The organism is Jiangella ureilytica, assembly GCF_004348545.1.
Taxonomy (GTDB): domain Bacteria; phylum Actinomycetota; class Actinomycetes; order Jiangellales; family Jiangellaceae; genus Jiangella; species Jiangella ureilytica.
The window spans coordinates 53,097-69,797 of sequence record NZ_SMKL01000032.1 but is presented as its reverse complement, the minus strand read 5'-3'; the positions used below and the strand labels follow the sequence as shown (position 1 = coordinate 69,797).

15 protein-coding genes are annotated in these 16,701 nt (G+C 74.7%); 11 read left to right on the top strand and 4 right to left on the bottom strand.

Annotated features, from left to right (window positions below; all coding sequences use genetic code 11):
- Nucleotides 1–100: 100 nt before the first annotated feature.
- Entirely contained in the window at nt 101–1,408 is a 1,308-nt protein-coding gene (locus E1212_RS15630) for a hypothetical protein (RefSeq protein ID WP_131984048.1), read from the top strand.
- 5 nt (nt 1,409–1,413) lie between these two features.
- Here the strand turns inward: E1212_RS15630 and E1212_RS15625 are convergent, their stop codons facing one another.
- From E1212_RS15625 to E1212_RS15615, 3 genes are read right to left on the bottom strand one after another with little or no spacing between them, the layout of a single operon-like run.
- A complete protein-coding gene (locus E1212_RS15625; protein WP_162605492.1) occupies nt 1,414–2,517 on the bottom strand; it encodes a mandelate racemase/muconate lactonizing enzyme family protein in 1,104 nt (367 codons plus the stop codon).
- Nucleotides 2,514–4,175, bottom strand: coding sequence for a hypothetical protein (locus tag E1212_RS15620; RefSeq protein WP_131984044.1), 1,662 nt, complete (start codon nt 4,173–4,175; stop codon nt 2,514–2,516). The genes E1212_RS15625 and E1212_RS15620 overlap by 4 nt, the downstream gene beginning before the upstream one ends.
- Nucleotides 4,172–5,746 (bottom strand): carboxypeptidase-like regulatory domain-containing protein, encoded by a 1,575-nt coding sequence (locus E1212_RS15615; protein WP_131984042.1) that lies wholly within the window; start codon nt 5,744–5,746, stop codon nt 4,172–4,174. Before E1212_RS15615 ends, E1212_RS15620 begins: the two co-directional genes overlap by 4 nt.
- A 38-nt stretch (nt 5,747–5,784) precedes the next feature.
- Here E1212_RS15615 and E1212_RS15610 point away from each other — a divergent pair, with 38 nt between their 5' ends.
- The gene (locus E1212_RS15610) at nt 5,785–6,624 is read left to right on the top strand and encodes an AAC(3) family N-acetyltransferase (protein WP_131984040.1); all 840 of its coding nucleotides are present in this window, start codon (nt 5,785–5,787) and stop codon (nt 6,622–6,624) included.
- Here E1212_RS15610 and E1212_RS15605 read toward each other — a convergent pair.
- Nucleotides 6,608–7,552 carry a dihydrodipicolinate synthase family protein gene (locus tag E1212_RS15605; RefSeq protein WP_131984038.1) on the bottom strand — a complete coding sequence of 315 codons (945 nt, stop codon included), beginning with the start codon at nt 7,550–7,552 and terminating at the stop codon, nt 6,608–6,610. The genes E1212_RS15610 and E1212_RS15605 overlap by 17 nt on opposite strands.
- Nucleotides 7,553–7,667: 115 nt before the next feature.
- On the opposite strand from E1212_RS15605, the gene E1212_RS15600 reads away from it, so the two are divergent.
- The 9 genes from E1212_RS15600 to E1212_RS15560 are packed head-to-tail and all read left to right on the top strand — an operon-like array spanning nt 7,668 to nt 16,625.
- Nucleotides 7,668–9,299, top strand: coding sequence for an ABC transporter substrate-binding protein (locus tag E1212_RS15600; protein WP_131984036.1), 1,632 nt, complete (start codon nt 7,668–7,670; stop codon nt 9,297–9,299).
- Between the two features lie 31 nt (nt 9,300–9,330).
- Complete coding sequence (locus tag E1212_RS15595; protein ID WP_131984034.1) at nt 9,331–10,275, top strand: ABC transporter permease; 945 nt, start codon at nt 9,331–9,333, stop codon at nt 10,273–10,275.
- A complete protein-coding gene (locus E1212_RS15590) occupies nt 10,272–11,129 on the top strand; it encodes an ABC transporter permease (protein WP_131984032.1) in 858 nt (285 codons plus the stop codon). The genes E1212_RS15595 and E1212_RS15590 overlap by 4 nt, the downstream gene beginning before the upstream one ends.
- The gene (locus E1212_RS15585; RefSeq protein ID WP_131984030.1) at nt 11,126–12,139 is read left to right on the top strand and encodes an ABC transporter ATP-binding protein; all 1,014 of its coding nucleotides are present in this window, start codon (nt 11,126–11,128) and stop codon (nt 12,137–12,139) included. The genes E1212_RS15590 and E1212_RS15585 overlap by 4 nt, the downstream gene beginning before the upstream one ends.
- A complete protein-coding gene (locus E1212_RS15580; protein ID WP_131984028.1) occupies nt 12,136–13,248 on the top strand; it encodes an ATP-binding cassette domain-containing protein in 1,113 nt (370 codons plus the stop codon). The genes E1212_RS15585 and E1212_RS15580 overlap by 4 nt, the downstream gene beginning before the upstream one ends.
- The gene (locus E1212_RS15575; RefSeq protein WP_131984026.1) at nt 13,245–14,144 is read left to right on the top strand and encodes an NAD(P)-dependent oxidoreductase; all 900 of its coding nucleotides are present in this window, start codon (nt 13,245–13,247) and stop codon (nt 14,142–14,144) included. The genes E1212_RS15580 and E1212_RS15575 overlap by 4 nt, the downstream gene beginning before the upstream one ends.
- Nucleotides 14,141–14,872: a cysteine hydrolase family protein gene (locus E1212_RS15570; protein WP_131984024.1), complete on the top strand. Its 732-nt coding sequence runs from the start codon at nt 14,141–14,143 to the stop codon at nt 14,870–14,872. The genes E1212_RS15575 and E1212_RS15570 overlap by 4 nt, the downstream gene beginning before the upstream one ends.
- Nucleotides 14,872–15,663 (top strand): amidohydrolase family protein, encoded by a 792-nt coding sequence (locus tag E1212_RS15565; RefSeq protein WP_238992358.1) that lies wholly within the window; start codon nt 14,872–14,874, stop codon nt 15,661–15,663. The genes E1212_RS15570 and E1212_RS15565 overlap by 1 nt, the downstream gene beginning before the upstream one ends.
- On the top strand, nt 15,660–16,625 hold the full coding sequence (locus E1212_RS15560) for a Gfo/Idh/MocA family protein (protein ID WP_131984020.1): 966 nt from the start codon (nt 15,660–15,662) through the stop codon (nt 16,623–16,625). The genes E1212_RS15565 and E1212_RS15560 overlap by 4 nt, the downstream gene beginning before the upstream one ends.
- Nucleotides 16,626–16,701 lie beyond the last annotated feature (76 nt).

Sequence of the window (16,701 nt, the reverse complement as noted above, 5' to 3'; positions counted from 1 at the left end):
GTGGGCAAGATCGGGGCACGGGAGGGCAAGCAGGTGTCCTGCCCCAGCTGCCCGTGATCCCTACCGTCGGGGGCATCACCCCCGACTCCAGGGAGCCCGCATGCACCGTTCCCTCCTGATCGCCGTGGCCGCCGTGGCCACGCTCGTCGCCGGCCAGGCGAGCGCCGCCACGGCCGAGCCCGAGCCCGGACGGCCCGCGATCGTCCGCGCCACCGTCGTCTCGGACGACCTGGCCCTGACCAACGTCGTCCCCACGTGGGGCGCGCAGATCCCGAAGGTCGTCTACGACGGCCGCTGGTACTACGCCGCCACGCTCGACGGCGACGGAGCGCAGTATCCCTGGTCGGCGCAGGTGTGGCGCTCGCGCAACGGCACCGTCTGGACGCCCGTCGTCCGGCTGCCGGGGCACGTGTACCAGCCGGTCGCGCTGCTCGTCGACGGCGAGGGCGACCTGCACCTGCAGGTGGCCTGCTACACCGGCGCCGAGTGCTACCCGGGCGTCGCCCCCGCGCCGGGCGCCGACCTGGGCGCCGTCTACCCGGTCCGGCTGGAGTTCACCCACCACGACGCCGACGGCTCCGTCGACTTCACCGCGCCGATCGACCACACCATCCGAGCGCCCGGCAGCGAGCGCTACTACCAGGGCCTGGCCATCGACCCGGCCGGCCGCTACCTGTACTCCGCCTACGCCGTCGACGGCTGGGACCTGCGGATCAACGTCTTCGACACGGTCACCGGCGAGGACGTGCACACCAGCGAGGTCGGCAGCCCGCCGGCCGGGCGCGCCTGGCTCTACCCGAGGGTGCAGCCGGGCACCGAGCCGGGGGAGGTGTCGCTGAGCTTCAGCCAGTACGTCCTCGGCACGCCGAACTCCGCCTACCTCGACGCCGCGCTGCTGTTCTCGTCCGGCGACGGCGGCCGCACCTTCGCGCACCAGGAGGTGCTGACCTCGAACCCGGCGCCCGACGGCGACGGCAACTGGGTCGACGCATCGGACCTCACGGCCGACGCGAACGGCGAGATCCACACCGTCTTCTACCGGCGCGACGGCGGCGTCGGCACGCTCTACTACCAACGCGGGCTCGACGGCGACCCGGTCCCGGTCGGCGACCTGGACAACCACTCGCAGATCCTGGTCGCGCCGGACGGCGAGATCACCGTCTTCTCCAGCCAGGGCGCGGACCTCGTCGTGGCGACCAGCGACGACGGCGTCAGCTGGAGCGTCGAGCGGCACACGATTCCCGGCGTCGCCGCCGCGCTGTGGCCGAACCTGCTGAGCGCCCGCCAGGGCAGCCGGGTCCCGCCCGGCTACGGCGGACGGCGGCCGACCACCGGCATGCTCATGGCCGGCCAGCTCAGCGGCGACCCGTCGTTCCACCCGCTGCTGTTCGTCCGCTACAAGGGCTGACGGCGTCAGCAACGCATGGCCGCCACGGCCTCGGGGTCGACCTCGACCCCGAGGCCGGGGCGGTCCGGCGGGACCAGCACGCCGCCGGCGATGACCGGCGGCTCGTGGACGATGTCGCGGACGTAGCGCAGCGGCCCGACCACGTCGGACTCGTAGGCGAGATTGCTGACGACGACGCCGACGTGCGCGCACGCGGCGGTGGCCAGGCCCAGCTCGCACTGGCTGCCGAGCAGGCCGACCAGCCCGGCGGCCTCGGCCGCGGCGAACGCCTTGACCGCCTGCGCCGGCCCGCCCATCTCCGTCACGTAGACGTTGAGCACGTCGCCGGCGCCGCGGCGGACGATCTCGCCGACGTCGCGCAGCTCCCAGCACGACTCGTCCAGCAGCAGCGGCGTCTCCAGCCGGTCGCGCAGACGGGCCAGCTCGTCGAGGTCGCGCGGCGGCAGCGGCTGCTCGATCAGCTGCAGGCCGTGCCGCTCCAGCGGGCGCAGTGCGGCCAGCGCCTGGTTCGCGCTGCGGTAGGCCATGTTCGCGTCGACCTTGATCGCGACGTCCGCGCCGACGGCGGCCCGCACGGCGGCGACCACCGTCTCGTCGACCCGGCCCGGCCGGCCGATCTTGAGCTTGACCGTCGGGAAACCGGCCGCGACCGCCTCCTCCGCGGCGGCGACGGTGGCCTCGGCGGAGCCCCATGGGATCGGCCAGGCCACGGGGACGCTGTCGCGGGCCCGGCCGCCGAGCAGTTGGTAGGCCGGCAGTCCGGCCGCCTTCCCGGCCACGTCGAGCAACGCCATCTCGACCGCCGCCCGCGCCGCGTGCCCGCCGTCCGTCGGCAGCGGCAGCCGCTGCTCCATGGCGGCGGCGCACCGGGGCAGGTCGCGCGGGTCGAGGCCACTGACCGCGGGGCCCAGGGTCAGCTCGACGTCGCGGCACAGCGCCCGGCCGACCCGGCCCCACGACATCGCGATCTCGCCCCAGCCGGTCAGCCCCTCGTCGGTGTCGACCCGCACCACACCGAACTCCGACACGTCGATCGAGCCCTGCGTCGCGACCATGGCGGTGCGGCGCTGCGCGCGGATCGGGACGGCCGTGACCGACGTGATCTTCATGCGGTGTCCTCCTGTCGCGGGGCTCGTCGCCATCGATCCTGCCCTCCGGCGCCGGATCCGCCAGGCCGGTTCTTGCCCAGCTGGACGGCCACCTCGATGCGCCCGGCGTCCGGCTCGACGGTCGCGACGGGATACGCGCGCGGGTCGGTCTCGACGACGTCGAGCAGTCCGTACCCCGCCCGCAGGTCCGGCCGGTGCCCGCCGGCGGCGATCCCGGTGACGGTGCCGGTGCCGACGGCGGGAGCGGACGGCGTCGCCCACCACCAGCGGCGGGGGTGTGCGCCGATGCGCAGGATCGTGGCCGTCCGCCGCGGCCGGTCGACGCTCACCCGCAGCAGCGGACGGCCGGCGGCGTCGGCCCCGGTGACGACGGCGGTGTCGCCGAGGTCGATGACGCGCAGCGCCGCCGGCTCCAACCCGGGCGGCTCGGTCCGGTAGACGCCGGAGCCGGTGCGGCGCGACTCCTCGACGTCGATGACGGCCTCCGGGGTGAGGTCGGCGAGCGCGCAGACGCCGTCGGCCCACGCCGTGACCCGGCCTCGGCGGACGGCGACGACGAACGACCCGGGCCCCCAGCCCGAGCGGACGTACGCCTCGCCGAGCGTGGGGGAGTACCAGCTCAGCGCGGGCGGCGGCCCGACGGCGTCACCGTCCGGCCCGCCGGGGTGCCAGAGCGCCGCGTACCCGCCCCACGCCATCAGCAGCTGCTCGCCGCGGCGCGGGGAGCGGGCCGGCCAGACCTCCAGCCGTCCGGGGGCGGCCTCCTGCGCGGCGACGGCGGCGAGCTGCGGCTCGGCGCGCTCGCGGGCCAGCGCCGACAGCACGGCGCACAGCCCGGTACTGGGCCCGTAGTGCGGATGACCGTCCGCCGTCGCCGTCCGCCGGGGCAGGTAGACCGCCAGGCCGGGCGTGGGGTCGAGTGACCGGGCGTGCGCCGTCAGCAGGTCGCGGCCGGTGACCCGGCGCAGCGGGTCGAGGAACTGCACCTGGCTGAGCACCGTCGAGGCCCAGAAGTCCATGCCCTCGGGCGCGGCGCCGTCGGCTGCGAGGGCGCCGGGCAGCAGGTGGTCGCGGAACTGCCGCTCGGCGTCGGTCACCCAGCCCGCCGCCTCCGGCACGCGGTCCAGCAGCGCGAGCGCGGCGATCCCGAACCCGGACCACTCGACACTGGAGTGGTGCGGGGAGTGCCGGTCGGCGCCGGTGCCGACCGGCCCGCGCACGTCCGGGCGGGTGAACCACTCCGCCGCCAGCCGCCGGGTGATCGTCGTGAGCACCTCCAGCACGCGGTCACGGACGGACGGCGGCAGCGCGCCGGCCAGGCAGTCGGAGCCGACGGCGAGCGCCTTGGCGACGCGGGTGGTGGCGTAGGCGGTGCCGTAGTCCGGCGCCGGCTCCGCCTCGCGCCGCCACCGTCGCGCCGTCGCGTCCAGCCGGGCCACAGCCGCCTCGGTCACCGCCGGCGAGCCGGTGAGCTGCGCCGTGAGCGCCAGGTGCTCGAGCACCGCGGCGTCGGCCATGATCGCCCAGAACCGGTCGTAGAGGTTCTCGTACAGCGGGTCGTCCGCGACCGGCGCGATCCACTCGTCGTCCACCGGCCGCGCTGCCCACGTCTCCGCGTCCACCAGCATCCCGGCGACCACCCGCGCCCGGAAGCTCATCGGTCCGCCAGGAACCGGTCCAGCACGTTCCGGGTCAGCGCCGACACGACGTCGTCGACCAGCAGCGACATCACGAACGCGATCGACCCCGCCGACACCACCTCGCCGCGGCCGAGCGCCGGCACGTGCACCAGGTGCGCCCCGCCGCCGTTCGCGTTGACGCCGCGGGCCAGCAGCGTCGTGCCGGGCGGGGAGTGCGGCGAGATCTTGTCCGTCTCGTGGCCCGACGCGCCGCCGAGGATCCGCCCGTTCAGCGACGCGTGGCCGAACAGGTCGCCGGCGGCGAGGCCCGTCCCGGCGAACGCCCAGTGCGACGGCTCGACGACCTCGTACGGCGCCGCCGTCAGCAGGCCGCGCTGGTCGTAGCCGACGCCCAGCAGCGCCGCCTCGGGCTCGCGCCGGGCGGTGAACCGGCTCCAGTCCGGCCCGTCGCCGGCACCGAGCTCGCGCGTGTCGCCGTTGTGCACCAGCAGCCGGTCGTCGTCGAGCAGCTCGACCTCGCAGTTGAGGCCGTTGCCGCCGAGGTGCAGCAGCCGGCCCCCGGCGTGCACCCAGTCGCGGACCTGCTCGAACATCGGGTGGGTCCAGTACTCCGGGTGACAGCCGAGCACCAGCACGCGGTAGGCGTCGAGCGGCACCGCGCCGCGGGCCAGCCGGCTCTCGGCGTACAGGTCGTGCTCGATGCCCTGCCGCTCCAGCCAGGCCAGCAGCCGCCAGTCCGCCGCGGCCAGGTGCGGGCCGGGCCGGGTGGTCGTCGGGCCGTCGACGTCCTCGGTGAGCGGGATGCTGGCGTCCGGGTCCGGGCGGCGCAGCGACAGCGGCGGGTAGTGCTCGTCCTCCCACTCGCCGCGCTCCGGCGTCGTGTAGAAGGCGAGGTCCTGGCGCCGCGACACCACCGGCGCCGGCGGCAGCCCGGCCGGGTTCAGGTAGTTGCTGCGTCCGCCGAAGGAGTTGTACGCCGTCCAGGTCAGATCGCTCGCCAGCACGGCGACGGACGCCGCCGGGGCGGCCGGCGACACGATCCACGGCAGCCCGTGGAACCCGCCGCCGTCGTCGTCGACGTGCACGAAGTACAGGCCGCCGCGCTCCGGCGCGACCACGCGCTGGCCGGGGAACTCGCCGGGCGACCAGTCCACCCCGGAGCCGGACACGTCGCCGTCGGGCAGCGGGACGGCGGTCGCGCCCGGCTCGTGCTCGCCGACGCCGAGCGGCGCCACCCGCTCGCGCCTGGAGCCGTAGCGCCACAGCGAGAGCCGGTACGGCCGGGGACACGAGACCCGGATCTGCGCCGTGTGGCCCGACACCGTCTCCTTCGGCCAGACGAACCCGTAGGTCCGGTCGCTGAGCAGCCGGAACCGCACCGGCTCCGAGCCGACGACGGCGGTCGTGCGCTTCGGCCCATAGCCGACGCCGGCCAGCACGACGTCGTACCGGCCGGGCGGGATGTCGGCGTCGACGCGCCCGCTCGCGCTGGACCGGCAGCCGACCGGGACGCCGTCGGCGCCGATCAGCTCGACGGCGACGTCGGCGATGGCGACGTCGTTCTCGTCGCTGACGTAGCCGACTAGCATGAGCCCTCCAGCATGGAACCTAGGTCTGAGGTGACGGGATGACGGTGGCGGCTGAGGTCGGGACGGCGGACGTGCGCGCCGCCGCGGAGCGGTTCGGACTGGTCGGCCGGCCGGTGTGCCTGCACTCGGCGCTCTCGTCGTTCGGCCGGGTCGCCGGGGGAGCGGACGCCGTGGTCGACGGGCTGCTCGCGGCCGGCTGCACGGTCCTGGTGCCGTCGGCCAGCGCGGTGTTCGCCGCCCCGCCACCGGCCGGGCACACCCCGCTGCCGCACAACAGCGAGGACGACGGCTCGATCCCGGCCGCGCCGCCCGCCGCCGGGTACGACGCCGCAGGCGACACCGTCGACCGGGCGATGGGGGCGATTCCGCGCGCCGTGCTCGCCCGGCAGGGCCGGTCCCGCGGCGCCCACCCGCTGTCGTCGTTCGCCGCTGTCGGCCCGCTGGCAGAGCCGCTGGTGGCCGGGCAGAGCGCCGACGACGTGTTCGCGCCGCTGCGCGAGCTGGCCGAGCGTGGCGGCGCCGTCGTGCTGGCGGGCGTCGGGCTGGACGCGCTGACGCTGCTGCACGCGGCTGAGGAGGACGCCGGGCTGCGGCTGATGGTCCGCTGGGCGCGCGTCGGCGACGCCACCGGGCCCGTCGCCGTCCGGCACGGCGGCTGCTCCCGCGGGTTCGAGCGGCTGGCGCCGGCCGTCGCCCACCTGGAGCGCGCCGGCGTGGTCGGCGCGAGCCGGTGGCGGACGTACCCGGCGGCGGAGCTGCTGGCCGCGGCGGGGGCCGTGTTCCGGCGCGACCGGCTGGCCGGCGTCTGCCACGACCCCGGCTGCCGCCGGTGCGCGGCCCGCATCGCCGAGACAGGCGGTGTCATCGAGACGCGCTGACCGCACCGGCCCCGCTGCCGCGCAACACGGGCGTCGACGCCATGAGCTCCTCGAGTGCTGCTCGCTGCTGCGCCGTCAGCGGGAGCAGGGGCGCCCGGCAGTGCCCGCCGTGCTGTCCGCGGATCTCCAGCATCGCCCGGTAGAGCGCCAGGTCACCGACCGGCCCGAGCGGCCGTCGGGTGTAGAGGTAGCGGTACTGCCGGATCACGGCCGCCCAGCGCCGGGCCGTCTCGAGGTCGCCGGCGCGGACGGCGCCGTACAGCGCCAGCGCCTCGGCGAGGGCGACGTTGAGGACGCCGCTGATCCAGCCGTGCGCGCCCTCGGTCAGCCCGGACAGCGGCGCCATGAACCCGCCGTAGAAGACGGCGAAGTCCGGCCCGGTCTCGTCGATGACCTCGGCCACCTGGTGGACGGTCGGGAAGGTGCTCTTCACGCCGTGGACGACGCCCTCGCGGTAGAGCATGCCGACGTCGACGGCGTCGAGCTCGGTGGTGCCGCTGTTGGCCGGGTTGTTGTAGAGCAGCACCGGCACCGGGCTGGCCGCGCCGACGGCGCGCAGGTGGGCCAGCACCTCGTCGCGGTGCGGGCGCATGTAGTAGGGGAGGATCACGAGCACGGCGGCGGCGCCCTCGTCGGCGGCGGCGCGGGTCAGCTCGACGGTCTCCGCGGTCGACGCCGTCCCGGTGCCGGCGACGACGGGGACCCGCCCGCCCGCCGCGGCCACGGCGGCCGCCACCAGCCGGCGCTTCTCGTCGACGGACATCGCCACGAACTCGCCGCTGGTGCCGGCGACGACGAGGCCGTGCGCGCCCCCGTCGACCAGCGACTCGAGGTGGCGCCGGGAGGCCGGCTCGTCCAGGCGGCCGGCCTCGTCGAACATCGTCAGGCTCGCGGGGAACACCCCGGACAGGGAGAATCCGTCGCTCATGTCGTAACCCAATCCTTACATAGGACCTATGTCAAGAGACTTGACTACACTTTGAACCGGAACCTAGGGTCCCGTCCATCCCCTCCGGCGGATCGACCACCTGAAGGAGCGCGCGATGCCGAAGCGTCATCACTTCCAAGTCCTGGTCATCGGCCTGGTGACCGCGGTCGCGCTCGCCGGCTGTGGCGGCGGCTCGTCCGAGTCGCCCGCCGCGGGCGAGGGCGGCGACGGCGCCACCGGCGGCCAGTCCGCCGGGCCGCTGCGCATGCTGGGCGTCGAGCCCACGCAGGGCTTCGACCCGTCCACCGCGTTCGCCGACGCCTCCCGCGTCCCGATGGCGATGATGTACGAGACCCTCACCGAACGCGACGGCGAGGGCGAGATCGTCGGGGCGCTGGCGGAGTCGTGGGAGGTGTCCGACGACGGCACCGTCTACACGTTCACGCTCCGCGACGGCATCGCCTTCAGCGACGGCTCGCCCATCACCGCGGCCGACGTGAAGTTCTCGTTCGACCGCATGAAGACCGGCGAAGCGCTGCAGGCGCAGCTGGCCACGCTGACCTCCGTCGAGGCCGTCGACGACACCACCGTGACGTTCACGCTGTCGGGGCCGATGAGCACGTTCCCGGCGCTGGTCGGGCGGCCGGCCAACGCGGCGATCCTCTCCGAGGCGGCCGTCGGCGCCGACCCCGACTACTTCACGATGCCGACCGTGACGTCGGGCCCGTGGACGCTGTCGGAGTACACGCCCAAGAGCCAGATGACGTTCACGGCCAACGAGCACTACTTCAAGCCGCCGGGCATCGCGACCATCCAAGTGTCGTTCAACAACGACCCCACGGCCAACGCCGCCGCGCTCGAGTCCGGCTCGGCCGACGTCGCGAGCGTCGCCTACTCCGACGCCGAGCGGCTGAAGTCCGAGGGCACCCTGCAGATCGTGCAGTCCGACCAGCTGGCCCCGCTGTTCTGGGGCTGGGACCGGACCAAGGCGCCGTTCGACAGCAAGGACGTGCGCCAGGCCGTCGCCTGGGCCGTCGACCGCGAGGGCAAGCAGGAGGCCTGCTGGTTCGGAACCGGCGGCGTCACCTACGGCAACATCCTGCGCCCGTGGGACCCGGCCTACGAGGAGATCAACACCTACCGGGCCGACGACCGCGAGGACGCGCTGGCCGAGGCCGCCGACCTGCTCGACGCGGCCGGCTGGGTCGAGCCCGAGGGTGGCGGCACCCGGGTGGCCGACGGCGTCGACGGCGTCGAGGACGGCACGCCGCTGGCCTTCGAGGTCCCGTACGAGGGCAACTGGCCCGCCGCCGAGTGCCACGTCCAGATCCTGCAGCAGAACCTGCAGGAGGTCGGCATCGAGGTCACGCCGAGCAAGTACGACCCGGCCGCCTACTGGGGCGACGTCTCCGCCGGCACGTTCACGATGTACCACGGCGGCGCCGGCGCGGCCGACTCGATGGACCTGTACGCCAACTGGTTCGCCACCGGCGGCTCGCTCACCGCGCTGACCACGCACCTCGACGACCCCGAGATCAACGCGAAGGTCACCGAGGCGCAGCAGGTCGACGAGGAGACCTCCATCCAGATCATCAAGGAGCTGGAGGAGTGGCAGGCCGAGGAGCTCCCGATGCTCGTGGTGGGCTACCAGTGGCCGCAGGTCGGCATGACGCAGCGCGTGCAGAACTACAGGCCGGGCGTCGACGCCGACTCGTACACCCTGGTGGAAGCGACGCTGAGCGAGTGACGCACACTGCCGTCCAGGGAGGGAGGTGCCGGTGGTCCAGTACATCCTGCGACGCCTCCTGCTCGCCGTCCCGCTGCTGTTCGGCCTGAGCATCCTGGCCTTCGCCTACGTCCGGGTCATCCCGGGCGACCCGGTGACCGCGATGCTCGGGGTGAACAGCGATCCGGAGCTGGTCGCGCGGCTGCGCGACCAGCTCGGCCTCGACGAGCCCTGGTACCAGCAGTACACGAGCTGGCTGGGCAACGTCGTGACCGGCGACTTCGGGCTGTCGTACCGGTCGCGCATGCCGGTGTCGGACATCCTGATCGACCGCATCCCGGCGACGCTGGAGCTGGCGCTCGGCGGGCTGCTGGTCGGACTGGCCCTCGCCATCCCGGCCGGGCTGTACGCCGGGTTCCGGCGCGGCAGCCGCGCCGACAACGTCATCACGGGGGCGACGCTGGTCGGCCTGGCGACCCCCGGGTTCTGGCTGGGGACGCTGCTCATGCTGCTGCTGGCGCTGCAGCTGGGCTGGCTGCCGAGCCAGGGCTACGTGCCGTTCGACGTCGACCCGGCGCAGAACCTGCGGCTGCTGGTGCTGCCGGCCCTGACGCTGGGGCTGGCCATCGCGCCGTACCTCGCCCGGCTGACCCGCACCGCCGTCGTCGAGACCGGCGGCGAGCCGAGCGTCTCCTACGCCCGGGCGCAGGGCCTGCCGGAGGCCACGGTGGCCCGCACCGTGGTGCTGCGGATCTCGCTCCCGCAGCTCATCGTGGCGATCGCGCTCACCGTCGGGTTCCTGCTGGCCGGCTCGATCGTCGTCGAGGAGCTGTTCAACTGGCCCGGCATGGGCCGGCTGGTCGCGGCCGGCGTCAGTGAGCGCGACTACCCGATGATCCAGGCGCTGATGCTGGTCTACGGGGCGATCTTCATCGTCGTGAACGTCGTGGCCGAGGTCCTGCAGGGCCTGCTCGACCCGCGGGTGAGGCTCACGTGAGCGCCGTCGCGGTGGTCGCCGCGACCGCCGACGGCCCCCGGGTCAGACGCGGCTGGAAGCTGCTCGTCGGAGGCGGGCTGCTGGGGCTCCTGGCGCTGTTCATGCTGGTCGGGCCGCTGGTCTCCGGGTACGACCCGAACGCCACCGATCTGGACGCGCGGTTCTCCGGGCCGTCGGCCGAGCACTGGTTCGGCACCGACGACCTCGGCCGCGACCTGTTCACCCGCATGGCCGTCGGCGGGCGGATGACGATGCTGATCGCGGTGGGCACGGTGGCGCTGGCGTCGGCCATCGCCGTCCCGCTGGGGCTGCTGACCGGGTACCTCGGCGGCTGGGTCGACCTCGCCGTCATGCGGGTGGTGGACCTGTTCTTCGCCATCCCGACGCTGCTGGTCGCCATCGGCATCGTCGGGATCTTCGGCCCGTCGTTCACCACGACGATGCTGGCGCTCGGGCTGGCGTTCTGGCCGTTCTACGCGCGGCTGGTGCGCAGTGCCGTCGTCGGCGTCCGCGACCTCGCCTACACCGACGCCGCCCGGGTGATCGGCGCCGGGCGGTGGCGGATCATCCGCAAGGAGATCGTGCCGGCGCTGCTGCCACTGCTCATCGTCCAGACGACGGTGCTGCTCGGTTTCGCCGTGCTCGACGAGGCCGGCCTCGGCTTCCTCGGGCTGGGCGTGCAGCCGCCCGACGCGTCGTGGGGCTCGCTGCTCGCGCAGTCGCGCGGCTTCGTCCTCAGCCATCCGTGGATCGGCGTCATCGCCGGCGTCCCGATCCTGCTGGTCGTCCTCGGCATCAACATCATGGCCGACGTCCTGCGCGACCGGCTCGACCCGCAGGGGGCCAGCACATGACCGACCAGCCGCTGCTCAGCGTGCGCGACCTCGCCGTGGAGTTCGGCCACGGCGCCGGCGTCTCACGGCCGGTCGACGGCGTCGGGTTCGAGGTCGGCGAGCGCGAGATCGTCGGCATCGTGGGGGAGTCCGGCTGCGGCAAGAGCCTGACCCTGCTCGCGCTGCTCGGCCTGCTGCCGTCGGGTGGCCGCGTCGTCGACGGCAGCATCACCTTCGCCGGCCGCGACCTGCGCGGCGCCGACCCGTCGGTGCTGCGGTCGCTGCGCGGCCGGCAGGTGGCGCTGATCCCGTCCGACGCGGGTGCCGCGCTGAACCCCGTCGCCCGGGTCGGCAAGCAGCTGCGGCTCAGCCTGCGCACCCACCGGCCCGAGCTGAACTCCCAGCAGCGCCGCGGCCGGGCGCTCGACGCGCTGCGACGGGCCCGGCTGCCGCGCCCGGAGCAGGCGCTGGCCGCGTACCCCCACGAGCTGAGCGGCGGCATGCAGCAGCGCTCGGCCATCGCGCTGGGCCTGCAGAACGAGCCGATGCTGCTGCTGGCCGACGAGCCCACCACCGCCCTCGACGTGTCGATCCAGGCCGAGATCCTGCGGCTGCTGGTGCAGCTGCGCGACGAGCTGGGCACGGCCATCGTCTTCGTGACGCACGACATCAGCACGGTCCGCGAGATCTGCGACCGGGTCGTGGTGATGTACGCCGGCCAGGTCGTCGAGCAGGGTGGCGTCGACGAGGTGCTCACGGCCCCGCGGCACCCGTACACCGCAGCCCTGCTCGGCAGCATTCCGCCGCTGGGCGGGGTGCCGCCGGAGCAGCTCGAGACGGTGCCGGGCATGCCGCCGGACCCCGCCGCCTGGCCGCAGGGCTGCCGGTTCCACGCCCGCTGCCGCCGTTTCGCCGAGCTGGGCGAGCCGGAGCAGTGCACGACGGCGTGGCCGGGCAGCGCCGAAGGCCGGGCGCTGCACGTCGCGTGTCACTTCCCGTCGGAGGCCGACCGGGTGGGGGCGGGGCGATGAGCGAGCCGCTGCTGTCGATCGAGTCGGTGTCGCACGAGTTCGGCGCCCGCCGCGCGCTGCTGCCCGGCCGCCGCAGCCACCTCGCCGTCGATGACGTGTCGCTGACCATCGCCGCGGGCGAATCGGTGGCGCTGGTGGGCGAGAGCGGCTCCGGGAAGACGACGCTCGGCCGGGTGGTGGCGAAGCTGCTGACGCCCACGGCCGGCACGGTGCGGGTGGAGGGCCGCGACATCGGCGCCCTGCGTGGCCGCGACCAGCTCGCGTATCGGCGCACCGTCCAGATGATCTTCCAGAACACCCAGCACGCGTTCAACCCGCGGCGCAGGATTCGCGACATCCTGTCCGACCCGTACGAGATCCACGGGCTGCCGACGCCGGGCGGCCGCGACGCCGCGCTCGGCGAGCTGCTCGAGCGGGTCGGCCTGCACCCGTCGATGCTGGGACGCTACCCGCACCAGTTCAGCGGCGGGCAGCGCCAGCGCATCGGCATCGCCCGGGCTCTGAGCCTGTCGCCCCGGCTGATCGTCGCCGACGAGCCGGTCTCGGCGCTGGACGTGTCGGTGCAGGCGCAGGTGCTGAACCTGTTCGCCCGGCTGCGCCGCGAGCTGGGGCTGTCGCTGCTGTTCATCAGCCACGACCTGCGCGCGGTCTACTTCCTGTGCGAGCGCATCGCGGTGCTCTACCAGGGACGGCTGGTCGAGGTCGCGCCGCGCGAGCGGCTGCTCGAGAGCCCGCTGCACCCGTACTCGCGCAGGCTCATCGCGGCGGTGCCCGGCCTGGGCGAGCGCGACAGCGCCGCGACCGGCCTGGCCGAGGCGACCGGCGACGCGCCGGAGGCTGCACCCGACCGCGGGGAGTCGACGGCGGCAGCGGTGGCGGGCGCGGAGCCGTCGCCTGCGCTGGCCACCGGGTGCCATTACGCTGCCCGCTGCCCGCTGCACGTGCGGCTGGGCCGGCCGGAGCGGTGCCTGACGGAGCGGCCCGTGCTGCGGACTGCGGCCGGAGGGTCGGCCGTCGCCTGTCACTTCGCGGAGGCGGCCGAGGGCACGGCCGGAACGCCGTCGCCGCCGGGCTCGCACGTGTCGGTCGTCTCGGAGGAGGTCGGGTGAGGATCGCAGTCGTCGGGATCGGCCTCATGGGCCGGCCCGTGGCCCAGCGGCTGGTCGACGCGGGGCACGAGGTCGCGGTGCACTCGCGGCGCAAGGAGAGCGCCGAGGCGGTGCTGGCGGCCGGCGCATCGTGGGCGGATTCCGCGGCGGCGGCGGGCGACGGCGCCGACCTCGCCATCACGGTGCTGCCGGACCCGGACACCGTCGAGGCTGCGGTCCTGGGCCCGTCCGGGCTGCTCGCCGCGGCCGCGCCGCCCGCCGTCGTCGCCGACATGTCCACCAGCCCGCCGCAGCTGGCCCGCCGGCTCGCCGCCGCGGGCTCGGAACGCGGTGTGGCCGCGCTGGACGCCCCGGTCTCCGGCGGTCCCATGGGCGCGGCGGCCGGCACCCTGACGATCATGGCCGGCGGCTCGCCCGAGGCGTTCGCGCGTGCCCGGCCGGCGTTCGAGGTGCTGGGAACTCCGGTGCTGATCGGCGGGCCCGGCACCGGGCAGAGCGTGAAGCTGGTGAACCAGCTGCTCATCGGCGGGATCGCCGGGGGCATCGCCGACGCTTGGGCCCTGGGCGAGGCGCTGGGGCTGGACCCCGAGGTCGTCGCCGGCGTCGTGGGACGCGGCCTGGGCACCGGCCCGCTGCTGGAGTTCATGTGGCCGCGGCTGATCCGGGGCGATCTCGCGCCCGGCTTCAAGGTCGACCACATGATCAAGGACCTCGCCCTGGCGCTGGCCGAGGGCGACGAGCACGGGCTCGACCTCGCCGCCGGCCGGTCCGCCCGCGAGCGCTACCGCTGGCTGTCCGGCGCCGGCGGCGGCGACCTGGGCACCCAGGCGCTGTACCGGCACGCCGTCCGCGACCGGGCGGACGCCCCCACCGTCGAGGAGGACGACCGACCATGACGCTGCGCCTGCCCGGCCGCTACTACCGGCTGTACCCGACCATCGACTCGCCGCTCGGGCACGCCGAGGACGAGCTGGAGCTGGGGCTCGACGACACCGCGCTGCTCATCGTCGACGTCTACGGCGCCGGCTTCGACGACGAGGTGCCCGAGGGGCTCGACGGCATCTACGAGGTCGACGAGGCGACCCGCGACATCGTCCGGAACAAGATCCGGCCGGTGAAGGACGCGGCGCGCGCGGTCGGGCTGCCCACCGTCTACCTGACGAACTACCTGTCGCCCGGCATCGACGAGGGCAACGAGTGGCGCAACATGTCGCAGCGGGTCTGCGACGTCGACGTGCTGACCGCGTGGAAGGCGCCGACGCCGATCCTCGAGCACTCGAAGGTCATCGCCCCGGACGACGACGACGTGCTCATCCGCAAGCAGTACTACAGCGGGTTCCACGAGACCGGGCTCGACAGCGCGCTGCGCAACCGCGGCGTCCGCAACCTGGTCGTCGTCGGGTTCGACAGCCGGGTCTGTCTCGGCACCACCGTCACCGACGCGCTGTACCGCAACTACCGCGTCGTCGTGCTGCGCGACTGCGTGTCGACGTTCGAGTTCCCCGAGACCCGCGAGGGCGGCTGGGCCAACTTCCTGGCGATCCGGCACATCGAGTGCAACGTCGGCTACACCGCGACGGCGGAGGACTTCCGGGCCGCCTGCGCCACGGTGGACGTCGCGTGATGCGCCCGCCCGTCGTCGACGCGCACGTCCACACCGGGCCGCCGAAGTACGCCCCCATCGAGGACTACCGGGCGGCCATGGCGGCGTCGGACATCGCCGGGGCCGTGCTCGTCCAGCACCTCGGCACCACCGACAACCGGTACCTGCTCGACGCGGTCCGGTCCGAGCCGGCGCGGTTCGCCGGTGTCGCGATCGCCGAGACCGCCGAGCACGCCGCGGCGCTGCTCTCCGCCGGGTTCGCCGGCCTGCGGGTGGCGCCGTCGGGCCTCCCGGACGGCAGCGGCGACGCCGTGTTCGACGTGCTCGACGACGCCGGCGCCGTCGTCAGCCTCACCGGTCCGTTCGCCGACGTCGTGTCGTCGCGGTTGCGTTCCGTGGTGGCCGAGCGGCGACGGCTGCACGTGCGGCTCGAGCACCTGGGCTGGTTCCGGTACGGTCCCGGCTCGCCGGACGTCGAGGCGTTCCCGCGGCTGCTGGAGCTGGCCGAGCTGCCGAACGTCAGCGTCATGTGGTCCGGCTTCTTCGCCAACGCCGGCACGGCGTACCCGTATCCCGACGCGCGGCCGTACCTGGACCGCCTGCTGGCCGCGTTCGGGCCGGAGCGGATCATGTGGAGCGGCGACTGGAACCGGGCCGGCCTCGCCGCGGGGGAGTACGACGCCGCCGTCGAGCTGGCGCTCTCGCACTGGGGCCTGGACGCCGAGCAGGCGGCCGGCGTGCTCGGCGGCACGGCGGCTCGGGTGTTCGGGCTGCCGGCCACCGTGTCGTCGGCGACGGAGGGAGCGCGATGAGCTTCTCGGGCGGGGTGGCGATCGTCGGCCCCGGAGCGATCGGTGACGTGCACGCGCAGGCGCTGGCCCGGCTCGGCGTCACGCCGGTCGCCGTCGCCGGGCCGAAGCCGGACGAGCTGGCGGAGTTCGCGGCGGCGCACGGGGTCCGGCGCACCTACGAGGCGCTGGACGACCTGCTCGCCGACGACGACGTCGACGCCGTCATCATCGCGACCCCGAGCCACCTGCACGCGGCGCAGTCGGTGGCGGTGCTGGAGGCCGGCCGGCCCGTGCTCTGCGAGATCCCGGCCGGCCTGTCCGCCGACGAGGCGTCGGCTGTCGCGGCGGCCGCCGCACGCGCGGGCCGCGTCGCCGCCGTCGGGCACACGCTGCGCTACTGGGAGCCGCACCGCCGGCTGCAGGACCGGCTAGAGTCGACCGGCACCCTGCCCTCGCTCGTGGTGGTGCGCCAGCTCATGCTGCGCCAGACCGACATGGGCTGGACCGGCAAGCCGCGCGACTGGACCGACAGCGCCGTCTGGCACCACGGCGGCCACGCCGTCGACGCGGCGCTCTGGCACCTGCGCCCGCCCACGCCGGTGACGGTCACCGGGACGGCCGGCCCGGCCTGGCCCGGCAGCGGCGCGCCCATGGACGTGGCCGGCGCCTTCGTGACCGACGACGGCCGGCTGGCGTCGGTGGCGATCTCGTACCACTCGCGCGAGGCGGTCAGCGACTTCCTGGTCATCGCGCCCGAGCGGACGCTGCTGGTCGACGGCCCCGTGCTGCGCGAGAACGGCGAGGTCGTCTTCGACGGCGGCGACGTCGCGACCGTGCAGTTCGACGCCGTCACCGCCCAGGACCGCGCCTTCCTCGACGCCGTCGCCGGTGGCCCGCCGCCGGCGGTGCAGGCGGCCGACGTGCTGCCGGCCGCCCGCGTCCTCGCCGCCCTCGAGTCCGGCGCCCTCCCTCCGCACTCCTGACCCACGTCGATCGTGGAGTGACCGCGGAATCGATCGGACCCTTCCGGACCGGAACCCTGCAGCCACTCCACGATCA

What these genes read in the sequence shown, in the direction of transcription:
- E1212_RS15610 (WP_131984040.1), top strand. Translation starts at nt 5,785, where the DNA reads ATGACGGTGGCGGCTGAGGTCGGGACGGCGGACGTGCGCGCCGCCGCG.
- E1212_RS15620 (WP_131984044.1), bottom strand. Translation starts at nt 4,175, where the DNA reads ATGAGCTTCCGGGCGCGGGTGGTCGCCGGGATGCTGGTGGACGCGGAG.
- E1212_RS15570 (WP_131984024.1), top strand. Translation starts at nt 14,141, where the DNA reads ATGACGCTGCGCCTGCCCGGCCGCTACTACCGGCTGTACCCGACCATC.
- E1212_RS15625 (WP_162605492.1), bottom strand. Translation starts at nt 2,517, where the DNA reads ATGAAGATCACGTCGGTCACGGCCGTCCCGATCCGCGCGCAGCGCCGC.
- E1212_RS15630 (WP_131984048.1), top strand. Translation starts at nt 101, where the DNA reads ATGCACCGTTCCCTCCTGATCGCCGTGGCCGCCGTGGCCACGCTCGTC.
- E1212_RS15615 (WP_131984042.1), bottom strand. Translation starts at nt 5,746, where the DNA reads ATGCTAGTCGGCTACGTCAGCGACGAGAACGACGTCGCCATCGCCGAC.
- E1212_RS15605 (WP_131984038.1), bottom strand. Translation starts at nt 7,552, where the DNA reads ATGAGCGACGGATTCTCCCTGTCCGGGGTGTTCCCCGCGAGCCTGACG.
- E1212_RS15580 (WP_131984028.1), top strand. Translation starts at nt 12,136, where the DNA reads ATGAGCGAGCCGCTGCTGTCGATCGAGTCGGTGTCGCACGAGTTCGGC.
- E1212_RS15585 (WP_131984030.1), top strand. Translation starts at nt 11,126, where the DNA reads ATGACCGACCAGCCGCTGCTCAGCGTGCGCGACCTCGCCGTGGAGTTC.
- E1212_RS15565 (WP_238992358.1), top strand. Translation starts at nt 14,872, where the DNA reads ATGCGCCCGCCCGTCGTCGACGCGCACGTCCACACCGGGCCGCCGAAG.
- E1212_RS15560 (WP_131984020.1), top strand. Translation starts at nt 15,660, where the DNA reads ATGAGCTTCTCGGGCGGGGTGGCGATCGTCGGCCCCGGAGCGATCGGT.
- E1212_RS15600 (WP_131984036.1), top strand. Translation starts at nt 7,668, where the DNA reads ATGCCGAAGCGTCATCACTTCCAAGTCCTGGTCATCGGCCTGGTGACC.